This window comes from Chromohalobacter marismortui (assembly GCF_004364315.1).
GTDB lineage: Bacteria > Pseudomonadota > Gammaproteobacteria > Pseudomonadales > Halomonadaceae > Chromohalobacter > Chromohalobacter marismortui.
Genome location: NZ_SOBR01000003.1, coordinates 145,896 through 172,852 on the forward strand (window position 1 = coordinate 145,896; position 26,957 = coordinate 172,852).

Consider the following 26,957-nt stretch of genomic DNA (forward strand, 5'->3'; position numbering starts at 1 on the left):
ATGACCACAGACGCTATAATGCCGGCAGCGTGGCAGTGGCCCACTTCTTTGAAAAAGGTGCGGTCAATGCCCTACAGTTTTTGCCACCGTGGCCGATGAAGGGTACAAGCCCGCGCTGCAAGAGAGCTCAATTGTGAAAATTTCCAATCTACATCCGCCGTCTCAGACCACTCAGAGCGAGCAGAGTGATGCCGCCCAGCGCACACGCCGTGGCGACGACACCGCACAGGCGGGCACCCCGGCAAGCATCACCACGTTGAGTCAGAGCAACGAAGCCGACACTAGCCAGGATATCGACACCGCCCGTGTCGACGAAATCCGCCAGGCCATCACTGACGGACAACTCGAACTCGATACCGGCAAGATCGCCGATGGTTTGATCGACAGCGTCCGCGACCTGCTCGGCGACACCTCGGCACGCTAACCCCGGGGTGAATATACGCCGGCCTGCACCCCGGCACACAACCAAAGGATGGATGGGACGCCCTTATGTCGCTCGCCGAAACCCTGGACCGCCAACTCGACGCCATGCAGCGCTTCGTGGCCTTGCTGCGTGAGGAACGGGAATCCTTGTCTCAGGGCGAGATCGACGGGCCCGAGCTGGAACGCCTCGCCGAGGCGAAGTCCCAAGTCGCCACCGAGCTGGAAACGCTCGATGCACAGCGCCGCGACGTCATGCGCGAGCTCGGTCACGGTGAAAGCCGCCAGAGCGCCGAACGTGCCGCAACCGAGGCGCAGCGCCTGGATAGCTGGCATCAGCTGCGCACCATTGGCGAAGAGGCACGCCAGCTCAACCGCATCAACGGCTTGCTGGCCATGAACCGCATGGAACAGAACCAGCGCATGCTCAACTTCCTGAAAGAAGCCGCCGGCAGCACGATGTACGAAGCCGACGGACGCTCACGGCACAAGGGACTCAACCGTATCAGTTCGCGGGTATAGTACGGGCTCGCTCCCCGCCAAGCACTGCCGAATACCCCTCGCTTGGCGTACAGGTAGACATGAGAAACCGCCCCATATGAGCCATACTGATGGCATGCTCATCGTCTAATGAGAGCCTGCCGCCATGGATCTTGTCGCCGTTGCCCTCAGTTTGCTGATAATTCGCCTCGCGCTCCCCTCTGATCCCTCGACGCGTTCACGCGCGCACATGCCGCCACTCCACCGACCGCGACATATCGCGCACTACCAGCGCCGACCGCCCACGCCCCCACCACGCTGCCTTCATCGCCGCAACACGGTGACTTACAGGGATTAACGCAGGTTAATGAGTCCATTTCATTGCTAAGCAATACCGCATGACGGGGTAATATAGGCACCGAGGCTACGCTGCATCCCAATGCTTAGTCTCTGCGTACAAAGCTTTGCCCCGTCCTTCTGGACGGGGCTTTTTTCGTTCCAGACATTTGTCATTAGACACCCTAAGCGCAACACTTATGTTGCTTTTGGGCTTGCATGGCAACGTATATGTGGCTTTAGACGTCTGACGCGACTCCACGCAGCCGTTCCAACAACGCCTCACGCCTTCCCTCATCCATGAAGGCGGCTTGCACGGCATTGTGGGTCATGGCGATGAAGTCGTCTCGCGTCCAGCCGAAAGCCTCGTGACAGGCGACATGGTTATCCAGCATGCCGCCCCCGAAATAGGCGGGATCGTCGGAGTTGAGCGTGACGTTCAGGCCAGCTTCGCGTAGGGCCGGCAGCGGGTGCTCAGTGAGTGTGGGCGTAACCTTGAGCTTGACGTTGGACAGCGGGCACACCGTCAACGGCACACGGGCGTCGCGCAACCGCGCGACCAGTTCGGGATCTTCCAGGCAGCGCACGCCATGATCGATCCGGCATACCTCGAGCGCTTCCCAGGCCTCGCGAATATAGGCGGCAGGGCCCTCTTCGCCGGCATGCGCCACACCGGGAATGCCCAAGGCCCGCGCACGCTCGAACACCTCGGCGAAACGCCCCGGCGGATGATCACGCTCGGCGCTGTCCAGTCCCACTGCGTCGATCGATGCGTGCCATGGAGCCGCCTGCTCGAACACCTCCAATGCTTCGGCGGGATCGCGGTCGCGTAGAAAACTCATGATCAAGGCCGACGAAATATCGTAACGCGACTCGGCCTCGCGACACGCCGCCAGCAACCCCTCGAACGGCACCTCGAGCGGCACGCCGCGCACCAGATGCGCCTGCGGATCGAACGACAACTCGACATGCGCCACGCCGTCTTCTTGGGCGCGGGCGAAATACGCCATCGCCAGATCGAAGAAATCTTCCCGTGTGTGCAACACGCCCATGCCCTGATAATACAAATCGAGGAACGACGGCAGGTCGTCGAAGTCATACGCTGCACGCACCGCTGCGACCGAGTCATATGGCAGCGTCACGCCATTGCGCTCGGCCAGAGCAAACATCAGCTCCGGCTCCAGCGTACCCTCGATGTGCAAATGCAACTCTGCCTTGGGCAAACCGCGCAGCCAGGTTGTCATCTCCGTGTCGCGTGTCGTCATCGCGTCTTTCACCTCATGCTGTCCGTTCGGTCAAGGATGCATCAAGGGCTCGCCGGATGCCAATGACGCCAAACAAGGTCATTAGGCCTCACGCCGGGCGACGCCATAACGTACCGCCCACATAAATGCCGACAGGGGCTAATAACACGCCACCTGTTATATCCAAAACATGCGTCTACGTCGCCTCCCAACGCCTGACCGCCACCATGGACATGAACTTGCCCTCCTCGCTGAACGTCAGGCGAAACACCCCGCGCGCGCCCTCCGGCGTGACGATACGGCGCAGTGCCGTGGCGGGGAAGCTCACCCGGCGCCCATCCACGCTGGTGGCGATCACGGTGTGCATGGCGCCTTCGTAATGATAGCGGCAGGTCTCGAGCGACAGGTCGAGCATGATATCCAGCGACGGCATGAGAAGCACAAGCTCCAGGGAATCGACAGGCGCCAAGTATACCCAGCCACGGCGCATGAAAAAATTTGCAATTCACCCTAAAGCGAATTTCCCCTGCGCCGATAACTGGAATAACGGCCAACGGCGCCGTTGCGGTGGCTAACCCGGATCCCCGGAGCGCCGCTGGAGCCCCAAGACCTTGTCGATGGTAAAAAGGAAGGAATACCAAAATGGCAGTTATCAATACCAACATCACCTCGATGATCGCTCAGCAGAACCTGACCGAATCCAAGAGCGGCTTGACGACCGCCATGGAGCGTCTGTCCTCCGGTCTGCGCATCAACAGCGCCGCCGATGACGCCGCCGGCCAGGCCATCGCCAACCGCATGACCAGCCAGATCACCGGCCTAGGCCAGGCACAGCGTAACGCCAACGACGGCATCTCCGTCGCGCAGACCACCGAAGGCGCCTTGAACCAGGTCAACGACAACCTGCAGCGCGTGCGTGAACTGACCGTTCAAGCCGCCAACGGCACCAACAGCCAGGATGACCTCAACTCCATCCAGGACGAGATCGACCAGCGCCTCGCCGAGATCGACCGCATCTCCGAGGAGACCAGCTTCAACGGTGTCAACGTCCTCGCCAAAGATCAGGAAATGTCCATTCAGGTCGGTTCCGAGGATGGCCAGACCATCACCATGAACCTCCAGGAAGTCAATGCCGGCACACTCGGGCTAAGTGATTTCAACGTCAATAAGTTTGAAGTAACTGATGCTGCTACAGGTCCAGAAGTTACAGCAGCAACCGGAGAAACATTTACCGTAGATGGCACTGAGTATACTGTATCCGCTAGTGGTACTACAGGGGCTGCAAGCACTGACATTGCCAGCGGTTCAATCGCAATCACTAGCGACCTTTCAGGAACAGCTCTTGAATCGGGCTCAACAAGTGGGCTATTCACAGATACAGATGGTAATGTCTATATCAAAGGTACCGATGCAGAGGGCAATACCGGATTCTACGAAGCCGAGTTAAAAGTAGAAAGTGCTGGCGACGCAACCAACCCGCCAGTATTGAGCTACACTGTCGGGGCTGAGGCAACTGGTGCCACAGATGATGCGACTCAAGTGGCCACCAAGTCTCCCTTGGAGGCTCTTGATACTGCCATTGGCCAAATCGATAGCCAGCGCTCTGAGCTGGGTGCTATGCAAAACCGCTTCGACTCGGCGATCACCAATTTGAGCACCACGGAGACCAACCTCTCCTCCGCTCGCTCGCGCATCGAAGATGCTGACTATGCGACCGAAGTGGCCAGCATGACCAAGAACCAGATCCTCCAGCAGGCCGGTACCTCCGTACTCGCACAGGCCAACCAGCTGCCACAGAGCGCCTTGTCACTGCTGGGCTAAGTTAACCCCGGGCGGTAAGATGCAGGACACCGAAGCGAGCCCTTTTGGGCTCGCTTTTTCAGTTTTTCTTATCCTCAGCCCTACCCACCGCAAAAGCCGTAAAAGTCCACTCCCTAGCGGGCTTTTCCCGCCTTTGACATTGCCGCAGCCCTTTATAGTAGTGACATTGATCACCTTCATCATGCGATCCCTATGTCCAAGAAACGCAATCGCCATCAAACAAGCAAGCACGACTCGCTCACTCTGCCTCAGGCACGCAAGCAGACCCAGCACACCCCCTCTGATCCTGATGCCTGGTTGGCACTAGGGCGCCTGCTCGCCGAACATAAGGAATGGGAAAACTCTAGAGAAGCCCTTGAGCATGCACACAGCCTACGCCCGGAAAACGCGGAGCAACTGGCTTGGCTAGGGCATATCGCTTATCAGCAAAACCGCACACAAGACGCGATTCATTATTTGCATGATGCCTTGTTACAAAATCCAACGCTAGTATCAGGGCTTGTCATGCTCGCCAAGCTCCATATTGATCGTAATGAATTTCAGAAAGGTCTGGAATATGCACAACAAGCCTGTGACATATCTCCCCAACACATTCCTGCTATCGATACACTAGCCAGCGCTCATAGCAATCTATACCACTATGATGAAGCGCTTAAACTCTACTTCTATTTAACTGAAAAATCGCCTCAAGGATTCTCCTCTTGGAACAACGCAGGCAACATACTGCGAGACTTGGGGCGTCTTAAAGAATCTTATGCCTATTATGATAAAGCAAATAAAGTAGGTCAGCACCCTTTCCCCTATTCTAATCATTTGACAGCTCTTCACTATGACCCTAGTGTGTCTCGTGAAGAGATCATGGTATTTGCCAAATCCTGGGAAAAGCGCTTTGCACCAGCCAAACATCGTGTGCCAGCGCGGCCGAAACGTCTTGATGCAGGCCCCACACAAAGATTACGTCTTGGTCTTGTCTCTGATGGCTTCCGTAAGCATCCCGTCGGAAAAATGATTACCCGCTGCCTGGAGAGTCTTCCCAAAGGGCAATTCGAACTGTATTGCTATACTACAAGCGATGCTGTCGACACTCTCACCAATCGGATTCAGCAATGTGCTCAGCATTGGCAACCCATTCGCCACTTAAGCGATGAAGAACTCACTCAGCAGATCCGTGATGACGAAGTTGATATCTTGATTGATCTCTCGGGCCATAACACGGGGTCGAGAATGCGCGCGGTCGCCATGCAACCGGCGCCCTTGATCGTCAAATGGGTCGGCGGGCTGATCAATACCACGGGCGTGCAAGCCATTGATTACCTGATCAGCGATCATGTCGAGACACCCAAAGGTGAAGACGAGTACTACACAGAAAAACTCATTCGCATGCCGGATGACTATATCGTCTTCGATCCGCCCGAAAAGCTGCCCGCATTGAGCGAACTGCCGGCCAAGCAAAACGGCTATATTACCTTAGCGTGCTTCAACAACCCTACCAAACTCAATGACGTCGCACTCACAGAGTGGGCGGGTATCATGCATGAGCTGCCCAATTCACGGCTACTTCTCAAGGGGCGCCCCTACACAAGTGAAAGCTTCTGCGAACGCCTTTATGCCACGCTTGAAACTGAGGGCATCGCTCGCGAACGGTTGATTATAGAAGGCCCTGGCAACAACTATGAAATGCTGGAAGCCTATAACCGCGCGGATATCTCAGTTGACCCTTGGCCCTATTCAGGTGGCTTGACGACCTGCGAATCCTTCATCATGGGTGTGCCCGTGGTGACACTTCCCGGCCCGACCTTTGCCGGTCGCCACAGCGCGACTCACCTGGTGAACGCCGGCATGCCGGAACTGGTGGTCAACAACTGGGAAGAATATCGCGCCCGCGTGATCGAACTCGCCAGCGATCTGGAAAGCCTGGGCACCATTCGCCAGCACCTGCGCGACGTGCTGCTGCAATCCCCGGTATGCGACGGCCCTCGATTCGCCAAACATTTCACCGATGCCATGCGCGCCATCTGGCAGCGTTACTGCGACGACAAAGCCCCCGCCGCCCTCACCTTCAACAAGGAAGGCGAAGCCCGATTCGAAGACGAAGATGCCCCGGTGGAAATCCATTACGCCGAGGCGCCCGAAGATGACGCGAGATTCCAGTGGCAATTCGACGGCAAGCTCATTGCCATGGACAACGGCGGACAACTGCTTGAAAGCGATGTCGTTCGTCAGCTACTGCAGAAGGAAGCGCTCGAGCTGATCGCCTTCGACCCAAGCAGCCAAGCGCTGGATACCTCGCTCAAGCAGTACAAGGGTGTGCATTACTACCCCAATGCGACGCTGGGAGACGGCCAGCCAGGCCAACTGCACGCCTGCCTCGACCCCAAGCTAAGTGCGAGCCTGGCGCCCCTGGACGACGAGCACCAGCCCGAGGCCATCCGCAAAGGCAGCCAGGTGCTCACTCGGCTGCCGCTCAACACCATCAAGCTCGACAGCATCGACGACCTCCCCGCCATCGACTGGCTGGTGCTGGATGACCTCAACGACGCAACAGCCATCCTCGACAACGGCACTAAGGCGCTGAAAGACACCCTGCTGCTCCAGGTCAAGGTCGCGTTTCAACCTACCCACGACCGGCAACCCAACCTGGCGGAAATTCAGCACTGGGCAAGTCGAAACGGCTTCCGCTTCTATCGGCTGCACGAACCGCAACACCGCAGCCACCTTCCGGAAGAAGTGCCGGAAGCTCAGCGCCAAGCCACCGAACTGACAAGCGCGGATGCGCTCTTGCTGCCCAGCCACGCCCGAATGGAAGCGCTCTCCGATAACCAGCGCATGCGGCTCGCGTTTCTGCTACATACGGTTTTTGGGGTTAAAGATGTGGTGTATGGCCTGTTAGCCGGAACTGAATCGGTACTATCCCAAAATTACCTTGAAGAAGAGCGCCTCATAGCTTCAAATAAGGCTTCATTGCTTCCAGTCAATAACCCTGAAGCCGAAAACAAAGAAAAAGTTAATATTAAAATCCCCGAATCTCCACATATGTCACCGAGTGAGAAAAAACTCTTCAAGAGTTGCTTGAAAAATGCAACAAACTATTTTGAATTCGGTTCTGGTGGATCTACTGTATGGGCAGCTCAGGAAGACCTCACCGTCTATGGTGTAGAAAGCGACAACGACTGGGTGCGTGCTTTAAAAGAAAATCTTGGAGAAAATTGTCAAGTCGAGGCTGTAGATATTGGTCCAACGAAGGAGTGGGGTTTTCCAGCCTCACTTGATCACTCAGAAAACTTCCCTCGATATAGCCAAGCAGTCTTTGACCACCAAAATCCTTTTGACTTCATACTGGTTGACGGCCGATTTCGTGTAGCTTGCACACTGTCAGCAATACAACACATTCTCACATACTCATCTACACCTAAAGATGCCAGAATATTCATTCACGATTTCTGGAACAGGAAACAATACCACGAAGTACTTGACTTTCTAGACATAGTAGACAAAGAAGAAACAGCTGGCGTGTTCAAAATAAAGGAAAACATCGACCCTAAAAAGGTGGAGGCTTTATGGGACACATACTGCAAAATACCCCAATGAAGTCAACGAGCATCAGAGAAAAATTATTTCTCTAATCCAGTAATCAAAAAAACCAACCGCTCACACCGTGAGCGCCTCAATGGGCACAGGGCCTGTCTGCTCTGGTTCACGGGGCTGAGCGGTTCGGGCAAGTCCACCATTGCTGGCCTGGTGGAAGAAAAACTGCATGCCATGGACAAGCGCACCTATCTGCTGGATGGCGATAACGTGCGCCATGGCTTGAATCGGGATCTCCGGTTTTCCGACCGGGACAGGGTCGAGAATATTCGCCGCATCGGGGAGATGTCGCGGCTATTCGTCGATGCGGGCATGATCACGCTGGCGGCCTTCATCTCTCCCTTTCGTGCCGACCGCGATGCGGTGCGAGAGCGCATGGCGAAAGGCGACTTCGTCGAGGTCTTCATCGATACCCCGCTTGCCACCTGCGAGCAGCGCGATCCCAAAGGCCTGTATCGGCGCGCACGTGATGGGGAGATCAGGTACTTTACGGGGATCGACTCCCCCTATGAGTCCCCCGAAGCGCCCGAACTGCATATCGTGAATGACGGCATCACCCCGGAGGAGGCAGCAGCACGGATCGTCCGCTATCTGCACACCTACGGCTATCTTGTCGACGCCGACGCGATAAGTCCGTAAAGAGGGTGGGGGTGCGGACAACCCTCATTGGCGTTGACACCCGAGTGGAATTGAGCGAAACGAGATAGATGTCACCGCGCCGCATTACAGCAGCTCACGACCGATGGGGTCGGCATTCAGCCACTCGCGTTCGCCAGCGGACATATCTGCCGTGGTATCACACTGGGCCAGCAGCCCCTCAAGGGAGTACAGTAGCTTGGCCGGTTCCACGATCAAGCGCCCGTGGTCGACTTGAGAACCAGCATGAAGATTCAACTGGTCAAGCAGCCTACGCGGCACTGACCTCATGACAGAACCGCCGAGACGGCAAAGATTGGTAATGCTCATACAGACCTCTTGCGCATAAAGAGGGTGTATAGCGCAGGTAGGCAAGGGAATATTGACCATGCAATGCACTTGCATTACCTTCTCTATATGCCACTGCGTTGCCATCGAGCGGAGATCCATTATGAACACAGCCATTGAGGATGATTCCACCCTGACGGATCGCTACCAGACGACTGTGCCGGCATCGGTTCGACGTGCACTGAAGCTAAAGCGCCGCGACCGGATTCACTACACGATCCGCCCCAACGGGGAAGTGGTGCTCTCCCGTGCCAGCGATGAGCCCAGCCAAGACCCCGTGGTAACTAGCTTCCTGACATTCCTGGAACGCGATCTACAGGCGCACCCGGAAAATATTCGTCCTGTCGCTGCTGGCACCTTTGCTGAGGCTGAACGCCTGACGTCCGGCATCGAGGTAGACCTAGACGAGGCACTACCATAAGACGATGACGACGCATGAGCCCTCTGGTGATCAACGGGTGGACGATCTACGCACATCCACTCTTCCTGGCGCAGGTCGAGGCGCTGACCGACAAGGTGAAGCGGCTACAAGCGAAAGACCCGGAGGGATGCCGCGCCAAACCCGCCACCAAACGTCTGGCAGCCATTGTTAAACTGGCCTTGAACGACATCCCACAGGATCCATCAAGTCCACAGTATCAACAGGGGAACACGCTCGGAACAGCTCATACCCATTGGCAACGGGCAAAATTCTACCAACAGTACCGTCTATTCTTTCGTTACGACCTCGCCAGCAGGATACTCATCTATGCCTGGGTCAACGACGAATCCACCAAACGTGCCTATGGCAGCAAGTACGACGCTTATGCTGTCTTCCACAAGATGCTTAAGAGCGGCAATCCACCGGATAGCTGGGATGACTTGTGGGAAGCGGCTAGCAGTGAGGGCGAACGCATCAAAGCACTTTTGGGTGCGAGCGCGTCACGGTGAAGCGTGGCTAAAATCATCGTGAACAAGTTCCCTCTCACGAGAACCGTGCTCGGCTAGCATTTCTGCGTCAACAGCCTTCTCAGAAGGGTGCATCACTAAATTTCACAGGTTAGCAAAACCTGATACCTGCCTCTTTTTCAAATGACACTCAACATCGTAAAAGCTTTTACAGATATATCTTAATAACCCCAATAAATCCGACGCACCTTGCCCGTAACAAAGCGTTATTCCACTATGCGTGATGCTGGAAAGCGGCGAGGCAAGCCGCGCCCCCCATAGCTGGAGATCGTGGCTTGCTCGATGAATTGCGACTGATGGAAGTGCAGCAGGAGGTCCACGAGCGAATCGCTGCAAAAGCGCCGCTCGGCGAGACCCTGGATACCATCGCCCACTGGATCGAAATCCTGTTGCCGGAAGCCATCGTGGCTTTCATGCATTTCGATTCCCAGCAGCAGACGCTGAGCCTCAGCCCGAGCCGGCGTTTTTCTGCGTCCTACCAGGCGCGCCTCCAACGGGTGCCGATCGGTCCCGATTCAGCTTCCTTCGGCCATGCGGCTTTCTGCCGAGAACCGGTGGTCACGGAGGATATTCGCGCTGATCCTCGCTGGGCGGCATTCCGTGATGCCGCTGAGCACGAAGGGTTGCGTGCGTGCTGTTCGAACCCTGTGGTCACCGCCGAGGGGGAACTGCTCGGTACCTTCGGTACCTACTTCAGGCAGCCGTTTCATCCTAGCGACACGAGTCGGCGACGTCTGAAACAAGCGGCGGCGCTGGTGGCACTGGCCATCATCCGAGATCGCGACGCTTCCAAATACCGCGCCCTGGCGGAATGGCACCGCTCGCTGTTTGTAAACCATCCCGATGGCGTCTACGAATTCAATCTGGAAGGCCGCTTTCAACGCAGTAACGCCGCCTTGACCCGTATCACCGGCTACTCGGAAGAGGCGCTGATCGGGCATCACTTCAACGAATTCGTCGAGCCGGCCTACCGCGAGTTCACCCAGGCGAGTTTCGATATCGCCAGGCAGGGTGGCGCATGTCAGTACGAGACCATGGGGACGCATCACGATGGCCACGCCTACCACTTGGAGATACTCAATTTCCCCGTTTCTGTGGATGGTGAGGTCGTCGGGGTCTACGGAATCTGCCGCGACATCACCGAGCGCAAGCAGGCAGAAGCTGCGCGACACTTATTGGAGCGCGGTATCCAGGCGACGCCCAACGGGGTCGTCATGGCCGATGCTACCCAGCCCGACATGCCGCTGGTCTATGCCAACGATGCCTTCTATGCCATGACGGGCTATACGCCCGAGGAAGTCCTGGGCCACAATTGTCGCATGCTACAAGGGGATGAGACCGACCCGGGCGCCACCGCGACCGTTCACAACGCCATCGCCGAACGGCGAGCCGTCAACGTGCCCCTGCTCAACTACCGCAAGGATGGCACCCCGTTCTGGAATCACCTGTCACTCAGCCCCGTATTCGACGACCAAGGCGACTGCACTCACTATATCGGCATCCAGCAGGACATCACTCGTCAGCGTGAGCAAGAAGCTCAACTGGCCTACCAGGCGACCCACGACCTGCTGACTCACCTGCCCAACCGCACTGCATTCGACGAACGCCTGGAAGAAGCATTCAGGGTGAAAGGCAAATCGCTGGTGGTCATGCATCTCGACCTGGACGGTTTCAAAACGGTCAATGACGGGCTGGGACACCAGATCGGCAACCAGTTGCTGGTGGCAGTAGCCACACGATTGCGCCAGACGGCCGGCGAGGCCAATACCGTGGCGCGTCTTACGGGTGACGAATTTGCCTTGTTATTGCCCCGTCTCGATGATTGCCAGGCGGGGGGCGACATGGCCGAGCGGGTGCTGGATGCCCTATCGACGCCTTTTCAGATTGAAGACAAACCCGTTCACATCAGTGCCAGTATCGGTATCGCCTGCAATTGCGACCCCGTGGCATGTCCCCACGAACTGATGCAGCAGGCCGACCTGGCCATGGCCGATGCCAAGCAACAGGGCCGCAATACGTGGCACAGGTATCAGGGCAACAAGCAACGAGTCACCGAAGCCTCTGTGCTGCTGCGCCACGACCTGCACACGGCACTACGCGATGATCAGTTCGAGCTCTACTACCAACCCATCGTGGAGGCGGCAAGTGGGCGCATCCGTGGGTTGGAGGCGCTGATCCGCTGGCATCATCCCGAGAGAGGCATGATTTCGCCAGGCGTGTTCATTCCGCTGGCCGAACAGACGGGCCAGATCATCCCGCTGGGGCGCTGGATATTGCGTCGAGTCTGTCAGGATGCCGCGGCCATGCATGTGGCAGGTAAGCGTGTGGTACCGGTGGCCGTCAATATTTCGTCGCTGCAGTTCCGGCGGACAGGCTTTATCGAGGATGTGCAGCGGGCACTGGATGCTGCGTCGCTGTCCCCCGAGCACCTGGAGCTGGAAGTCACCGAGAGCGTGTTACTGGACGGTGCCGAGCAAGCAATCGAGCTGATCGACCAGCTCAAGGCAATGGGCATCAAGGTGGCGCTCGATGATTTCGGTACGGGCTTCTCCAGCTTGAGTTACCTGCGCGACCTGCCGATTCACAAGGTCAAGCTGGATCGTGCCTTCATCAAGGACATCACCACCGACCGCCATGACGCAGCCATCGTTCAGGGGATCATCACCATCGCACACCACCTGGATCTGGTCGTGGTCGCCGAGGGCATCGAGGAAGAAGAGCAGCAGCAGGACCTGATCCGTCGGCATTGCGATCTGTTGCAGGGATTCCGTTTCGCCCGCCCCATGCCGAGAGAGGCCGTCATGGCACTGCCCGACCGGTTGCCCTCCTTCGCTGAGACCTGAGTGTGTATCGCAATCGCCAGCCAGGTTATATCACCAAGGACCCGATTACGTTTGGAAGCGGCTTTCGCTGACTTTTATTCCTGCCTCGGCCAGCCCATGGCGCGATGGCAGGTGCCGGTAGGCGCCTGCCCTGCGTCAATGGCACCTTCGTATGTCCCACAAAAGATAACGATTGCTCTTCCCTAACCCCTTGTAAAACAAGCGACACGCACAGCACTAGCCATCTCACTCATATGTGATATAACGACTCTTGCGGGGGCAATCGTCTGGCGGTATCAACAGCCAGTGTCTAGCCGACTCAAGACCCTCATGGGCTGGCAGTCAGCACCCAGGGAGGGGGTTGACGCAGGTGCATCCCTGAAGGTGGGGTTGTGATAGCTGCAAGACTATAAATTAAAATTAACTTTAATTAGGAATGATAATTTTAGTCAATAAAGACCCGATCATCAGCGAGAACGCCTCGCATCCCGGCAATACTCTCTGATGCAATATTTTAATAAATAGCAGGTGCTCCATGCTGACCAAGGGTAGTTCTGGAAACCATCTTGCCGGTGTGCTCCGATCACTTGTATCGAAAGAGCATACGGTGACCATCTTCTCAAAAAAGACAACACGCCCGCTCCAGGCCGACATTACTAATCTGGACCTGGAGACGGGCGCCTTCGACCTGATAGTCAATTACGAAAAATCCGACATCGACTCCTATTTCCATCAAGGAAATTTGTCGTTCGATATCGAGGTTCCACCCGCTTCCGATGAAGAGACATCGGAAATCTATAATTTCGAAAAGATCAAGGCAAAGCCGCTAAAGAAAGAATCCGGCGTCTACGAAATAAAGTGTCAGATCACGGATGAGCTTTTCGCGCGAGAGGCTCGTGGCGCGGTACGTATCCCTTTCATCCTGGGGATGCGTGCTCAGGCCAATCTGGAAGTCTATACCAACGAGCTGCTCATCAAGGGGCGTGTCCGCAACCTCTCCACGGGGGGCTGCATGGTCGATATCGCGCTGGAAGACAGCCTGCCGCTCTATGTCACACAGCGACTGCCTAGCGTCACTATCGAATTTCCGAATGGGGACTACTTCCATTCCCCAGGCGGCATACGCCATATGCGTCCGTTCGGTAACGAAGGACACGCAGCGGTGGGCATCGAGTTCGTCGATGTGAATCACGACATGGAAAACGCGCTGTATCGCCTGGTCTCCGAGTCGGAGCGTGAGTCGGCCTACCGGGCCGGTATCGAGGGGCGCGGTGTCAGCCAGTCGCCGGTTTTCATTCCCCGCAAGAAGGAGAGCGGTATCCTGAAACACGACGCTCACAAGTCGACGGAGCCAGCCAACGCACCTCCCATGGTCAAGGGTGTCCGGTCGATCGCGCGCCAGCTGCAAGCAGTCTTGATCTTCATCAAGAACTGGAGCACCTTTCCCGAGGAAACACTTTACGACTGCACCGATTCGCTCATCTACCTCGTCAAGCAGGATCGTAAGGCATTGTTATACGCACTTTCCTATCTGCAGGATCAACCCGAGTGGGTGCGTCATGCCATCCAGGTGGCCGGTTCGCTGGCGGATATGATCGTATTGCGCGACCCGTATTCACCGCATTTGCGCGAGACCGTGGCGGGTACACTGATGCACACGATGGGCAAACCGCTGTTGATGAGCGAGAAACTACCCTCACTGAAAGCCAACATGACGCCACCGCAAAAGGAAATACTCCTCGGTCATGTCGACAAGCTGCTCGAAAAAATAACGGCACTGGGTTGGTACCCCAGCAAGGGATGCCTGGACATCATTCGGGACGCCAATGAGTTGCTCGATGGCAGCGGTTATCCTGCAGGCAAGACCGCAGACGAGCTCTCGTCGCTCGTCAAGCGCGTATCGGTCATCAAGGCAGTCAACAAGTACACGCATGGCCGCAATGGTGTGCCACCACGCACACCGCTAGATGCTTATCGCTGGGTGCACGAAAATGACGCCCTCTTTGACCGCACGATCCTGATCGAGTATATCCAACAATATGGGTTGTACCCCATCGGCAGCCTGGCCAAGTTTTCTAGAGGTTTTCTGGCCTGGATCATGGATATCGACAACAAGGGCATACCGACACAGGTGCATGTCGTCAAGAACCTCACCTTTATCGATACCCGTATCGATATCGTCTTGTCCTCGACCGATTTCATGCAGATCGGCAGGCTCGTGGGTATCGTCAGCCCGAACGATTACCGCGTCGAGCATAAGCACTGAGTCAACGCAGCGACACAGCCTAAAGTTCAGCACGCATGAGCCGATAGAAGCGTCGGTATCGCGATTGCTTCACACACCGTGAATACCGACACTCGCTGTGTATGACGCTTGCCGCGACCGGCAAGCCCTGGGCCAGCTTGGCTGGCCCTTTTTTCCTCATGACTGAAGGTCGGCGAACTCTTTTTGTACTTCGCCGGATTGTGATGCATCACTCTGTCGATGAGGGAGCGCCTGGCGCATTTGCGGTGCCTCTTCTTCAGTATGGCCTAGCTTGAAGGCACCGATCAGGGCCATGAGACGTTCCGCTTGATGGTTCATTTCGTCGGCAGCGGCGCTACTTTGCTCGACCATGGCCGCATTCTGCTGCGTCATGGTATCCAGCTCAGTCACGGCGGTATTGACTTGGCTGATGCCGCTGCTCTGCTCTTGGGAGCCTGTACTGATCTCGCCGATCATCTGCGTGACACGCTCGATGCTGCCAGCAATGTCTTCCATCGTCTGACCGGCTTTACGCACTTTCTCCGAACCGGACTCTGCGTTGGAAACGGACATTTTTACCAACTCGCGGATCTCACGCGAAGCATCGCTGGAACGTCCGGCCAGCGTGCGAACTTCTTCGGCGACGACGGCAAATCCTTTGCCATGCTCGCCGGCTCGCGCCGCCTCGACGGAGGCATTGAGTGCCAGGATATTAGTTTGAAAGGCAATCGAATCGATCATTCCGATGATCTCGTTGATACGTGATGCGGACTCGCTGATATCATTCATGGTCGTTTCGACATCCTGCATCGCTGCTTGACCGTCACGAGTGACCTCGACGCTACGGCGCGACAATTCGTCGGCTTGCGTTGCCGTCTCGGCGGTGTGGCGAACCGTGGCGGTAATCTCTTCCATCGATGACGACGTTTCCTGCAGATTGGAGGCTGTCTGCTCGGTACGCGACGCCAATTCCTGGCTGCTCTTGGCGATTTCATCCGAGGCCGAATTGACGCTCTGGGTACTCGAGCGAACGGCTTGCAACGTCCTGTCGATTCGATCGATGAAGGCGTTGAAGCGCTCGCTCAGCTCGCCGATTTCATCGCGACGCCGTGAGTCGATGCGTTGGGTCAAGTCCCCATCTCCGTCGGCGATCTCACGAATTCGCTCACTGACGTCACGAATCGATGTCGACATTCGACGCGGCCCGATCAATGCAAGTGCGATGGCAGCCAAGAAGATGATCGCCGAAATGATGATCACCCACGTCTGCTGGGTGTTGATCCGATCGAGCATCGATGTCTCGAGTTCGGTTACCTTGGTATTTGCGGCTTGTCCAGCCAGGTCATAAATCTCACGCAACTCATTGAAGAGCGGCATGCTTTTTTCATCGAACAAGGTTCGAGCTTTCTCTATGTCACCATCTCGATGCAGCTCGATGATGTTCTCGGAGACATTCGCCCATGCCTCGAAACGCCCTTCAAAGTCTTCGAGTGTCACTACCACACTCGGGTATTCCGACATGCGCTCTGCAAACGCATTCATGCGCGCATAGGCCTGTCCGGCATTGTCTTCATAAGCCGCAATGAATTGCTTGCCAGTGTTGCTACCCGGCGCTTCATTGAGAAGTTCCAGAACCGACATTTGTCCTTGATACAGGTCCCTATCCGCATTCAAGACACTGGAAATCGCTACATTGAATTCGCCACTAAAGGTGGTCATCCGCCCCTTGACGGCATTGACCAATCGCTCATCCACCACCACGATGACCAACATCGAAAGCGCGACCGCAATAAAAGCGGCAGCGTACTTGACGCTAATTTTATTGAAACCTTCTTTACTTAAACTTTTAAACATCCTGCCCTCCCCGAACATGAATGCAAACATATTGATTCAGATGACGTGGCTATCGGCAAGACGCGGACAAACTTTAAGGAATCAACCCTATCTGAAAAACAACAATATGAAGTTATAAATAAAATGCTTTATAAGTATACATATAGATATCTCGGTGTTCCTCGCCGCCTGACGACGGCGAGGAGACGCAGCGGTCTTCATGCGGAAGCGATAACCTCTCAATTCGCTGAGTGCCTACCCTCTAAGCGTTCCGTCTACGATCTTTCCTTCACACCCACTTGATCGCCAAAAATTCCTGCAGGTCGCTAAAGTTGACCATCCCCAGGCCGATATCCGTAGAACCTAGCTATGATAGCCACCCTTGTGATTACTACGCGTTTTCTTTGCAGGCGATGCCATGTCTTCTCCCCGTACCCAAATCACCGTGAGCGAGCTGAATGACGAGATCGTGCCGCGTCTCGATCTGGTCGAAAAATTGATCAACACGACCTTGGCTTCTCTCATCGAAACCACCGATTCCGACGAGGAACGCGCGCGGCGCGAAGACCAAAAACGCCGCTTCGAGCTGATGCTGCTCTCCATTCGAATGAATGTCGCCAGCGTCTCGCGCCGCCACGCAACGGTCATTCGGGCGATTCAGAACGGTGACCGCTCTGACGGCTCTCTCTTGCAATTGGATGAGAACGAGGCCATTGCCCTGGATAACGCACGGCTGTTGTACGCTCAGGTCAAGGAGAATACGCGTCAGTAACGTGCCACGCACATGCTTCCGTTCCGCGAGGTACGGCCAGTCGGGCACCGAGAAATGTTGATACGCACTTTAGGATAAGAAGCACTTGATTTTTCTCTGAAATGCGTTAAACCATGCGGGACTTCTTTGAAACTGGTTAGCTCATCATGCGGGCAATATTGCGCAGTCAGCTCTTTATCGTCGTCTTGTGGGGGGTGGTCATGGCGACCCTGCCTTACACGACGTACAAGATGCTGTTGTTCCAACGCCAGGCGCCGTCGCTACTGAGCGAGCACGTCGTGGCTCTGATGATCGGCAATATCGCCATGACGGTCATTCTGATCGCCATGCTGCTGCTGGTGACCAGCGCGCATTCGCACTTGCGCCAGGGACATTCTCGACCTCGGGGTGAAACGCCGCCATCAGCACCGCCCAACCGACGCCCTGCGGCTAGCTCCGCAGGTTCGCCGCGTTCCAAAGCACCTCAGGAAGACGCGACGGCAACACCCACCACGGGCTTGCAACTGGTCGATGTTGACGCTGACAGTCCCTTGCAAAGTCGTTTGCCGCTCGGCGCGGTGATAATATCGGTCAATGGCACCACCGCGACATCGCTCGCGGCGGCAGAGTCGGTACTCAAACCGGGCGTCAACGAACTCGATTGGTTGGACGACGCCGGCAAACGCAACATGGCGTATGTGATGGTGCACGATGGCAAGCTGCATGCCGAGTTGCAGCCTATCTAATAAAATTATTAAAGTTTGACCCACAAAGGTCGATACTCTGCGATACAGGAGCGCAGTCGTGATTATCGCGCTTGTGGGTACAATTGCATACGAGGCCTCCGATGACCCATATCGGTACATTCATCACGGAATCAGACACCAGTATTCACGAAAAGCTAGATCACGCCTTGGCACACCTTTTAGAGCGCGATGCGTCTTTACTCAAGGCATCAGCAACCGAACGCTCGCTTACCTTTCGCTTGGCGATGTACCTGCAACAGGCGTTTCCCGATTGGGAGGTCGACTGTGAATTCAATCGCTGGTCGGGCCCTTGCAAGCGCACCCGCCACATGACGAGCGTGACCAACACCGCCGATACCGACGCACGCACCGCCTACCCCGATATCATCATTCATCACCGCGGAACCCACGAAAATCTCGCCGCCATCGAGGTGCAGAAAAGCACCAACAGCTTCGGCAAGCATCAAGACATCAAGAAGATCCGGGCTTACAGGCGCGATGGAGGCTTTAGACATGCTTTCTTCGTCGACATCGGCGTCGGCGACGATGCCGGTCACACCCGTATCGACAGGATGACGTGACCGGGTTGCCACCGAGTGTCACGCCTCTAGCGTTCAGGCTTTATCTAGAGGCGCCGCTCGACAATAAAAGCGATAACGAAACAGGGAGCGCGTATGTCGTCGAATATTCCCGAATTTCCCACCCACAGTGGCCCCGCCACCGCGAATGTCACGCCCAACCCCTTGAGCGGCCGGCAACGGCTGGACATGGCCCTGGCACATATCCGCCCCGATGAGGGTATACAAGAGGCTTATGCATCGTCCTTGACCATGAGCGAACTCGCCGAGCCCATCGATCGTGTCAACCAAGTAATGCGGGCCTACAACGTCCAGTTCGAGCTATCAGAGCATAGCGGACGCATCGTGACACGCATCGTCGACCGCGAGAGCCAGGAACTGATCCGTCAAATTCCCAGCGAGGAAGTGCTGCGTATCGCCGAAGCCCTCGAGCAGCGCCAGGGTCGACTGGTCGATTGGGAAGCGTGATCAAGGCTACGCAGCCTGCTAGGCCGGTGGCATCCCCCGCGCTTGCACACAGGTCCCACACGCCGCACCATGAGTGGCTATTACAAGCACGTCTAGCATTATACCCGTTTGCTCTGAAATCTGACTTCCTTGCACACTAACGAGACCCGGATGCTCCAGCGTTACCTTCCCATCGTCGAGTGGTTGCCAAGCTACGATCGCCACACGCTATCCCAGGATCTCTTCGCCGCCGTCATCGTCACCTTGATGGTCATTCCACAAGCACTGGCCTATGCCCTGCTCGCCGGGTTGCCGGCGGTCACCGGTCTGTATGCCAGCATGCTGCCGTTGGTGGCATATACGCTCTTCGGCACCAGCCGCACGCTGGCGGTAGGGCCGATGGCGATCGTCGCTCTGATGACGGCCGCGGCATTATCGGGCATCGTCGCAACGGGAACCGTCGCCTACAGTGAAGCCGCCGCCACGCTGGCGTTTCTATCCGGCATCATGCTGATGCTGATGGGCATCTTCCGTTTGGGCTTTTTCGCCAACTTCCTGAGCCACCCGGTGGTCTCCGGATTGCTCAGCGCCTCAGGAGTGTTGATCGCCACCAGCCAGTTGGGCAACCTGCTGGGCATTTCGATGTCAGGCTTCACGCTGATCGACCAACTGGCCGGGCTGGCCACGCACTGGCGGGACTTCAACGTACCCACGGCGTTGATCGGGCTTGGCTCGCTGGCGTTTCTGATGCTGATGCGCCGCGCCGGCCCCACGCTGCGCCGACTGGGCATGACTGCCACGTTGAGTGGCTTCATCACCAAGGCGGGGCCGATCATTGCGGTGATGATCTCGACCCTGCTGGTATGGGCATTCGACCTGCAGGCACATGGCGTCGCCGTGGTCGGCGAGATTCCGCGCCGTCTACCGCCGCTGGCGCTACCTTCGTTCGACCCGGCCCTGATCAGCACGCTGCTCATGCCGGCGTTTCTGATCAGCCTGGTGGGCTTCATCGAATCGGTCTCGCTGGCGCAGATGCTGGCCGCCAAGCGTCGCCAGCGCATCTCGCCCGACCAGGAACTCTTCGCGCTGGGCGGCAGCAACATCGCCGCCGCCGTGAGCAGCAGCATGCCGGTGACGGGCAGCCTATCGCGCACGGTGATCAACTTCGATGCCGGTGCGCGGACCCCGGCCGCAGGCAGTTTTGCCGCGCTGGGCGTGGCCCTGGTGACACTTTATCTCACGCCGCTGATTCACTTTCTACCCATCGCCACGCTCGCCGCCAGCATCATCGTCTCGACCTTCACGCTGCTCGATGCACGCGGTCTCAAGCGCACTTGGCGCTATTCGAAGCGCGACTTCGCCGCCATGCTGGCGACCATCGTGCTGACCTTCGTCAGCGGGGTCGAAGTCGGCGTCATGGCCGGTGTGGGGCTGTCGCTAGCACTGTTTCTCTATACTACCAGCCGCCCGCATAGTGCGCTGGTGGGCCGCGTGCCCGGTACCGAGCATTTTCGCAACGTCGAGCGCTACACCACCGAACACGCTCCCAGCGTGGCCTTGCTGCGCGTCGACGAGAGCCTGTACTTCGCTAACGCGCGCTACCTGGAAGATACCGTGTATGCCATGGTCGCCGAACGTCCCGCCCTCAAGCACGTGGTCTTGATCGGCTCGGCGGTCAACTTGATCGACGCCTCGGCGCTGGAAAGCCTCGAAGCCATCAACGCCCGCCTCGATGACTCGCAGGTCAAGCTTCATCTCGCCGAAGTCAAAGGCCCGGTCATGGATCAGCTCAAGCAAAGCGACTTCCTCGACCACCTCACCGGCGAGGTGTTTCTTAGCACCTATCACGCCTGGGAGGCCCTGCGCCAGGAAGATGCCGTGGTGACGCCGCTTCAGGGCGATCCCCCTTCCCGTCAGAACTAGCGCGCACAGCCCGGTTCGTCATCATCGAAGGACGTGCGCGGGGGCGTTACATTGTCGCCGACACCCTGCCGCGCCAGCTGGCGCCGCAAGCGTTGACACCCCACGCCGCTTGCGCAATAGTCGCCATTTGATGGAGATATCCCTTAATGTCCCGCGTCCTATTTTTCGATCTCGACGGTACGCTGAGCAATACGCATGACCTCGCACGCGCCACCTGGTTAGAAGTGCTCCGCCCGCATGGTATCGATGTCGACGTCGAATTCTACCAGCAGCACATCCGTGGCCGGACGGACGACGAAATCATAACGACGATTCTGCCTCGGTTGCACGCAGACGAAGGCCGGCGATTGTGCACTAACCGACTGAGCAGCTATCAGGATCGTGTCCGCCGCGCCGCCCCTCTGCCGGGACTGCCGCAATTCATGGAGGCCGCGCGCGAACGCGCGTATCGAGCTGCGCTCGTCACCAATTCTCCCAGGGAGAGCGCGTACCATTCGTTGGACCCGCTGGGCTTGAGCAATGCGTTCGATGCCATGGTCTTTGCCGACGAGGCCGGTGCGCACAAGCCCGATCCCGCCCCTTACAACGCAGCATTACAACAGCTCGACCTGCTCCCCGATCTCGGCATTGCCTTCGAGGATTCGCCAAAGGGTGTCGCCGCAGCCACAAGCGCCGGCATTCCGGTCGTCGCGCTTGTCACCACGCATCATCCGCGCGAACTGAGAGAGGCTGGCGCCGCACTTGTCGTGGGCGATTTTGCCGACCCCGTGCTATACACGATGCTGGACCGGCCCGATATCCTTCGCCAACAGCCGCGCACATCGCCAGCGCCGTTGGCATGAATCGGCCTTGCCACGTCGCCCTTGTCACATAGCAGACGCCGAATGAGTCGCCGACTGAAAGATCAGGCCGCCCCTTCCACCAGCGCCTTCACCCTCTCGACGATATGCGCGCCGATGGGAATCGCCGAGGTGGCGGCCGGCGACGGCGCATTGCAGACGTTGACGCTGCGTCGCGTGTTGACGAACAGGAAGTCGTCGATCATCTTGCCGTCCTTGGCGACCGCCTGGGCACGCACTCCGGCCGGGTAGGGACGCAGGTCGTCGCGGGTCAAGCCGGGACAATACTTGCGGACTTCCTCGAGATAACCACCCTTGAAAAGCGAGTTCTTCATCTCGTGAAGGCCCGGCTTGAGGTTGGCTCGCAGCACCTTGCGAATGCCGGGATCGCCGGCCATCGCCGCCAAGTCGCCGAACGACACGTCGCGCTTGCGATAACCTTCGCGCTTGAAGGCCAGCACGGCGTTCGGCCCCACGGTCACGGTGCCGTCGATCATCCGCGTGAGGTGCACGCCGAGAAACGGCATCGCAGGGTCGGGAATCGGGTAGATCAGGTGATTGACGATGCGGTCGTGCTCGGGCGGTAACAGGTAATACTCGCCCCGGAACGGGCAGATGCTGAACGCGGGCGTGACGCCCAGCATGCGTACCACGCGATCCGCCATCAGCCCCGAGCACGACACCAGATGACGCGTGGTGAACATGCCCTGATCGGTGGTGACCACGACCTCTTTGCTGCGCTCTTCGAGTGCTGTCACCGGCGCGGCGTAACGTATCTCGCCGCCGGCTTTCTCGAACACCTCGGCCATCTTGGCGGTAATCTGACGATAGTCGACGATGCCGCTGGCGGAGACGAAGATGCCCCCCTGCCCGGTGATGTTGGGCTCGCGCTCGCGGAGTTGATCGGCGTCGAGCCATTCGCGTTCCAGTCCGTTGGCCGCGGTGCGCTCCCACAGCGCCTGCATGCGCTGCATTTCCACTTCGTTAGTGGCGACCAGCAGCTTGCCGCAGCTCTCATGGGCGATGCCGTGAGTGTCGCAAAACGCCTTGGTGGCGCGATTGCCTTCCAGGCAAAAACGCGCCTTGAGGCTCCCCGGCGTGTAATAGACGCCCGCATGGATTACCCCGCTGTTGTGGCCGGTCTGGTGATGCGCCGGGCCACTTTCCTTCTCGACGAGCAATATACGCTTGTCGGGATAGGCCTCGATGAGTTGCATGGCGGTGGACATCCCCAGGATGCCGCCGCCGATGATGATGAAATCGTACACCGCGTTCTCGCTTGTCAGAATCGAATCGTTACAGCCTGCGCAACGCCTGGTCAGCGTTCAAGACATCCCTCACTCATCGCGTATCCACGACCCACTCAGGTGTGCTTGGGGTTGGCCAGCGTCTGCTTGTGCGTGAAGTAACCGCGCTGGCGCATCAACTCACGGCGCAGCTCGGGGTGCGGCGTGAAACGGTCACGCCCATGCAGCCAGAAGTGATTGTTGATGAGCAGGAAACTACCGATGGGGACCGGTACGGAGAGCCGCGCCTCGCTGCTTTCCAGCGACTCGGACAGCTCGCACAGCCAATTGCCCTCTTCGAAATCGCGTGGCTGCACGAACTGGTCGATGTAGGACATCACCGGACGCCCCTCGGCATCGACACCGAACACGGCATGATGGACATCCTTGCCGACGTTCTTGCTTGGCGGTGCCGTCCAGCGCATGTCGCGACGTGCCATGGGATGTGCGTGAAAACGCTCGAGATCCGCCCAATCGTCGAGATGCAGCAACAGCGAATTGCCCCCCTGCATGTGCTGCTCGTCGATTTTCATCATCAACACGTAGTCGGTGTCCTGCTCGACGAAGGTGCCGTCGTTATGCAGCTCCATCACGCGATGCGGCTGACGCAGATAGCTGTCGGAATCATCGACGTTCTTGACCACGAAGCGCGCGTAATATTGTCCGCTCATGGCATCGAAGTTGGAACGTCCGATGCAATGCGCCACCGCCGTGGCCACCTTCACCATGTCGTCGGCCTGCGCCACTTCATCGAGCCCTTCCGGCGTCACCAGCAGGCCACCGGTGGCACGGTCCACCAGGGTATCCACCAGCCAAGGCTGGAGCGTATTGGCGCACAGGTCATCGAGAATTTTCGCGACACGAAAACGCAGCATCGACTTGTACTCAAGCGCCTGAATCGGCCATTCGGCGGTGGCGTCGAGGAAGGCATGCACGGTTGCCGCATCCAGGGTCAGCTGCAACAAGCGCGGCGATTGGGCGGAAGGCGCGGCGCTGAATCCCTGAGGGGCGCGATCGGCAAGAGTATTAAGGGCAGTCATGAGCGGTCTCCGTGTTGTTTTGGATGCTTTATAAAAATATCTACATTTTTATAAAACGTCAAAATTATACCCATGCATCGACGCAAGAACGTTCCCGCGTCCGAGGACGTCCGGTATCATGATGACCACATTCCGTTGGAACCGCTCCCATGACCCGTGCTTCTCCGCGCCCTAACCTCGCCATCGGCGCGTACCGACACCTTAAACGCGACATCATTCGTGGCGTCTATGCGCCGGGCGAAAAGTTGCGCATGAGCGATCTGAAGACGCGCTACGATCTCGGCGTGGGCCCCATGCGCGAAGCGCTGTCGCAATTGGTCGGCGAGCGTCTGGTGACAACGGTCAGCCAACGCGGTTATCGCGTCGCCGAGATGTCGATCAAGGAACTCGAAGAGCTGTACGACGCACGCGCACAGCTGGAAGGCTTGATACTGGAACTGGCCATCGCCCGGGGCGGCGACGACTGGGAGGCAGAGATCCTGGCCAAGGCGCATGCCTTGAGCAAGGTCGTGGAAGTGCATAGCGCCGAGGACATGCTGGAGGTCTGGGACAGGCGCCATCAAGCGTTTCATAGCGCCATCGCGACCGGCTGCGACTCGCCGCATCTGCTGCAGGCACGCACCTGGTTATTCGACCAAGCCGAACGCTACCGTCACCTGTGGCTATGCCAGACGGTGTTCTCCGATGCCGCGCTGGACACCAAGCGCCGCGAGCACGCCGCGTTGACCGACACCATCCTCGCGCGTGACACGGCGGCCGCGCGCGCGAGGATGCGTGAACATCTCATGTCACCGGTACCGATCATCAAGCGCGTATTGCAGCAGCGGGGGCTGGCATGACCCCGCGGGTCCACCAGCGCTCGCCGCGCTATCGTGCCTCGCGTCCGTCGACCATGCGCCGATCCGAATGTCGGCTCGTTACATCGCGTCACTTTTCACTAACGAACCCTTTCGCGTTCTGATCCAAGCGTTACGGGCTGGAAATTCGGTTCATTCTGCCGCCTCAGCCATGGACCTCCATCGCGCCTACTACTTTTTGCTTAATTAAAAATGTTCGTTTTCGCGCCACAATGATTGCAACCGAATACCAGTGAGCGGATCCGAACATGCACAACGTCATCTACGACCTGATCGTCATCGGCGGCGGTATCAACGGTGCAGGTATCGCCCGTGATGCGGCAGGCCGAGGACTTTCGGTACTCCTCGTCGAGGCAGACGATCTCGCCAGCCACACTTCATCGGCGTCGACCAAGCTGATCCACGGTGGCTTGCGCTATCTCGAGCAGTACGAGTTCAAGCTCGTGGCCAAGGCGCTTTCCGAACGCGAAATACTGCTCAAGGCCGCGCCACACATCATCTGGCCGATGCGTTTCATTCTGCCCCACCAGAAACATCTACGGCCGGCCTGGATGATTCGAACCGGGCTTTTCATGTACGACCACCTGGGGGGACGACAAACCCTGGCCGGCTCGCATGGCCTCAAGTTCGCCGACCATCCGACCGGGAAGCCACTCAAATCCGAGTTCACCAAGGGGTTCGCCTATTCGGATGCCTGGGTCCAGGATGCCCGCCTGGTGGTGCTCAACTGCATGGATGCGGCCAGCCGCGGGGCCTGCATCATGACGCGCACGCGTGCCGAAGCCGCAGTACGCGGCAACCAGGAATGGACCGTCACGCTGCGCACCGCCGAAGACGCCACGTTGCAGGTCGCCGCACGCGGACTGGTCAATGCGGCCGGGCCCTGGGCGGTGCGTTTTCTCGACGACGTCGCCTCCCAGGCTCACCCGTATTCGCTGCGCCTGATCAAGGGTAGCCATATCGTCGTCAATAAGCTGTTCGACCACGACTATGCCTATATCTTCCAGCAGCCCGATGGCCGCATCGTGTTCGCCATCCCCTACGAGCAGGATTTCACCCTCATCGGGACGACCGATGTCGAGCATCGAGGCGCTCCCGGCGAGATCGCCATCGAAGAAGACGAAACCGATTATCTATGCGAGTCGGCCAATCGCTATTTCGAACAGCCTATCGGGCCCGACGATGTCGTCTGGAGCTACTCTGGGGTACGCCCACTGCTCGATGACCGCGAGGACAACGCCAGCGAGATTACCCGCGATTACCGTATCCAACTCGATGCCTCCGGCGGCGCCCCATTGCTCAGCGTCTTCGGCGGCAAGCTGACGACCTATCGACGGCTGGCCGAGGACGCCGTCGATCAATTGGCACCTGAACTCGGCCACCAGGAAAAAGCCTGGACCGGCACAGGCCATCCACTCCCCGGTGGCGAAGAAGCGAAGCCACAGCACCTGTTCGAGTCACTCCAGGCCAGTCACCCGTTCCTCCCGCTGGGCATGGCCAATCGCATGGTCTTCAACTACGGCACACGGGTCACGAGCATCGTCGGCGATGCAAAAAGTCTGGACGAACTGGGGGAGCATTTTGGTGCCGACCTGTATGCCGCCGAAGTCGATTATCTACGCGATCACGAATGGGCGCGCACCGCCGAGGACATTCTCTGGCGGCGATCCAAGCTGGGGTTACGTCTCGATGCCAACGAACAGCGCCGGCTCGCCGATTACCTCGACCGTGCCTGCGCTAAGCCGACTCGAGCCGATTCGGAAACTTAGCCA

General features: G+C 57.8%; 23 protein-coding genes. 17 read left to right on the forward strand and 6 right to left on the reverse strand.

Features of this window, described 5'->3' with window-relative positions:
* Positions 1 to 133 precede the first annotated feature (133 nt).
* Positions 134 to 424, forward strand: a complete 291-nt coding sequence (gene flgM, locus C8E00_RS07245; protein ID WP_208291894.1) for a flagellar biosynthesis anti-sigma factor FlgM — start codon at positions 134 to 136, stop codon at positions 422 to 424.
* 65 nt (positions 425 to 489) lie between these two features.
* On the forward strand, positions 490 to 942 hold the full coding sequence (locus C8E00_RS07250; protein ID WP_133696331.1) for a flagella synthesis protein FlgN: 453 nt from the start codon (positions 490 to 492) through the stop codon (positions 940 to 942).
* A 533-nt stretch (positions 943 to 1,475) separates the two neighbouring features.
* Here C8E00_RS07250 and C8E00_RS07255 read toward each other — a convergent pair.
* Together C8E00_RS07255 and C8E00_RS07260 are read right to left on the reverse strand one after the other, a co-directional pair.
* Positions 1,476 to 2,480: an adenosine deaminase gene (locus C8E00_RS07255; protein WP_133697218.1), complete on the reverse strand. Its 1,005-nt coding sequence runs from the start codon at positions 2,478 to 2,480 to the stop codon at positions 1,476 to 1,478.
* A 196-nt stretch (positions 2,481 to 2,676) separates the two neighbouring features.
* A complete protein-coding gene (locus C8E00_RS07260) occupies positions 2,677 to 2,913 on the reverse strand; it encodes a DUF2835 family protein (RefSeq protein WP_133696333.1) in 237 nt (78 codons plus the stop codon).
* Between the two features lie 209 nt (positions 2,914 to 3,122).
* Between C8E00_RS07260 and C8E00_RS07265 the strand changes: the two genes are divergently transcribed.
* The 3 genes from C8E00_RS07265 to cysC all read left to right on the forward strand — a co-directional run bounded on the left by C8E00_RS07265 (position 3,123) and on the right by cysC (position 8,525).
* The gene (locus tag C8E00_RS07265) at positions 3,123 to 4,301 is read left to right on the forward strand and encodes a FliC/FljB family flagellin (RefSeq protein ID WP_133696336.1); all 1,179 of its coding nucleotides are present in this window, start codon (positions 3,123 to 3,125) and stop codon (positions 4,299 to 4,301) included.
* A 192-nt stretch (positions 4,302 to 4,493) separates the two neighbouring features.
* Positions 4,494 to 7,889 (forward strand): O-linked N-acetylglucosamine transferase, SPINDLY family protein, encoded by a 3,396-nt coding sequence (locus C8E00_RS07270; RefSeq protein ID WP_133696338.1) that lies wholly within the window; start codon positions 4,494 to 4,496, stop codon positions 7,887 to 7,889.
* A 42-nt stretch (positions 7,890 to 7,931) separates the two neighbouring features.
* Positions 7,932 to 8,525: an adenylyl-sulfate kinase gene (gene cysC / locus C8E00_RS07275; RefSeq protein WP_133696341.1), complete on the forward strand. Its 594-nt coding sequence runs from the start codon at positions 7,932 to 7,934 to the stop codon at positions 8,523 to 8,525.
* An 84-nt stretch (positions 8,526 to 8,609) separates the two neighbouring features.
* Here the strand turns inward: cysC and C8E00_RS07280 are convergent, their stop codons facing one another.
* Positions 8,610 to 8,852 carry an AbrB/MazE/SpoVT family DNA-binding domain-containing protein gene (locus C8E00_RS07280; protein WP_133696343.1) on the reverse strand — a complete coding sequence of 81 codons (243 nt, stop codon included), beginning with the start codon at positions 8,850 to 8,852 and terminating at the stop codon, positions 8,610 to 8,612.
* A gap of 121 nt (positions 8,853 to 8,973) precedes the next feature.
* Between C8E00_RS07280 and C8E00_RS07285 the strand changes: the two genes are divergently transcribed.
* The 4 genes from C8E00_RS07285 to C8E00_RS07300 all read left to right on the forward strand — a co-directional run bounded on the left by C8E00_RS07285 (position 8,974) and on the right by C8E00_RS07300 (position 14,906).
* Positions 8,974 to 9,291 carry a type II toxin-antitoxin system PrlF family antitoxin gene (locus tag C8E00_RS07285; RefSeq protein WP_133696346.1) on the forward strand — a complete coding sequence of 106 codons (318 nt, stop codon included), beginning with the start codon at positions 8,974 to 8,976 and terminating at the stop codon, positions 9,289 to 9,291.
* A gap of 14 nt (positions 9,292 to 9,305) precedes the next feature.
* On the forward strand, positions 9,306 to 9,800 hold the full coding sequence (locus C8E00_RS07290) for a type II toxin-antitoxin system YhaV family toxin (RefSeq protein ID WP_133696348.1): 495 nt from the start codon (positions 9,306 to 9,308) through the stop codon (positions 9,798 to 9,800).
* A gap of 293 nt (positions 9,801 to 10,093) precedes the next feature.
* Positions 10,094 to 12,661: an EAL domain-containing protein gene (locus tag C8E00_RS07295; RefSeq protein ID WP_243833135.1), complete on the forward strand. Its 2,568-nt coding sequence runs from the start codon at positions 10,094 to 10,096 to the stop codon at positions 12,659 to 12,661.
* Between the two features lie 586 nt (positions 12,662 to 13,247).
* Entirely contained in the window at positions 13,248 to 14,906 is a 1,659-nt protein-coding gene (locus C8E00_RS07300) for a PilZ domain-containing protein (RefSeq protein ID WP_341765846.1), read from the forward strand.
* Between the two features lie 156 nt (positions 14,907 to 15,062).
* Here the strand turns inward: C8E00_RS07300 and C8E00_RS07305 are convergent, their stop codons facing one another.
* A complete protein-coding gene (locus C8E00_RS07305) occupies positions 15,063 to 16,739 on the reverse strand; it encodes a methyl-accepting chemotaxis protein (RefSeq protein ID WP_133696353.1) in 1,677 nt (558 codons plus the stop codon).
* Positions 16,740 to 17,136: 397 nt separating this feature from the next.
* Here C8E00_RS07305 and C8E00_RS07310 point away from each other — a divergent pair, with 397 nt between their 5' ends.
* From C8E00_RS07310 to C8E00_RS07335, 6 genes are all read left to right on the forward strand, one after another.
* Complete coding sequence (locus tag C8E00_RS07310; protein WP_133696356.1) at positions 17,137 to 17,490, forward strand: hypothetical protein; 354 nt, start codon at positions 17,137 to 17,139, stop codon at positions 17,488 to 17,490.
* A gap of 146 nt (positions 17,491 to 17,636) precedes the next feature.
* Positions 17,637 to 18,215 (forward strand): hypothetical protein, encoded by a 579-nt coding sequence (locus C8E00_RS07315; RefSeq protein ID WP_133696358.1) that lies wholly within the window; start codon positions 17,637 to 17,639, stop codon positions 18,213 to 18,215.
* 101 nt (positions 18,216 to 18,316) lie between these two features.
* Entirely contained in the window at positions 18,317 to 18,796 is a 480-nt protein-coding gene (locus C8E00_RS07320) for a hypothetical protein (RefSeq protein ID WP_133696361.1), read from the forward strand.
* 93 nt (positions 18,797 to 18,889) lie between these two features.
* Entirely contained in the window at positions 18,890 to 19,261 is a 372-nt protein-coding gene (locus C8E00_RS07325) for a flagellar protein FlaG (protein ID WP_133696363.1), read from the forward strand.
* A gap of 150 nt (positions 19,262 to 19,411) precedes the next feature.
* Positions 19,412 to 21,163, forward strand: coding sequence for a SulP family inorganic anion transporter (locus C8E00_RS07330; RefSeq protein WP_133696366.1), 1,752 nt, complete (start codon positions 19,412 to 19,414; stop codon positions 21,161 to 21,163).
* Between the two features lie 146 nt (positions 21,164 to 21,309).
* Positions 21,310 to 22,005: an HAD family hydrolase gene (locus C8E00_RS07335; RefSeq protein ID WP_133696369.1), complete on the forward strand. Its 696-nt coding sequence runs from the start codon at positions 21,310 to 21,312 to the stop codon at positions 22,003 to 22,005.
* A 62-nt stretch (positions 22,006 to 22,067) separates the two neighbouring features.
* Here the strand turns inward: C8E00_RS07335 and lhgO are convergent, their stop codons facing one another.
* On the reverse strand, positions 22,068 to 23,270 hold the full coding sequence (lhgO, locus tag C8E00_RS07340) for an L-2-hydroxyglutarate oxidase (RefSeq protein ID WP_133696371.1): 1,203 nt from the start codon (positions 23,268 to 23,270) through the stop codon (positions 22,068 to 22,070).
* 95 nt (positions 23,271 to 23,365) lie between these two features.
* A complete protein-coding gene (gene glaH, locus C8E00_RS07345) occupies positions 23,366 to 24,328 on the reverse strand; it encodes a glutarate dioxygenase GlaH (protein WP_133696374.1) in 963 nt (320 codons plus the stop codon).
* Between the two features lie 149 nt (positions 24,329 to 24,477).
* Between glaH and csiR the strand changes: the two genes are divergently transcribed.
* Positions 24,478 to 25,167 (forward strand): DNA-binding transcriptional regulator CsiR, encoded by a 690-nt coding sequence (csiR, locus tag C8E00_RS07350; RefSeq protein ID WP_133696377.1) that lies wholly within the window; start codon positions 24,478 to 24,480, stop codon positions 25,165 to 25,167.
* Positions 25,168 to 25,433: 266 nt separating this feature from the next.
* The gene (gene glpD, locus C8E00_RS07355) at positions 25,434 to 26,954 is read left to right on the forward strand and encodes a glycerol-3-phosphate dehydrogenase (RefSeq protein ID WP_133696379.1); all 1,521 of its coding nucleotides are present in this window, start codon (positions 25,434 to 25,436) and stop codon (positions 26,952 to 26,954) included.
* Positions 26,955 to 26,957 lie beyond the last annotated feature (3 nt).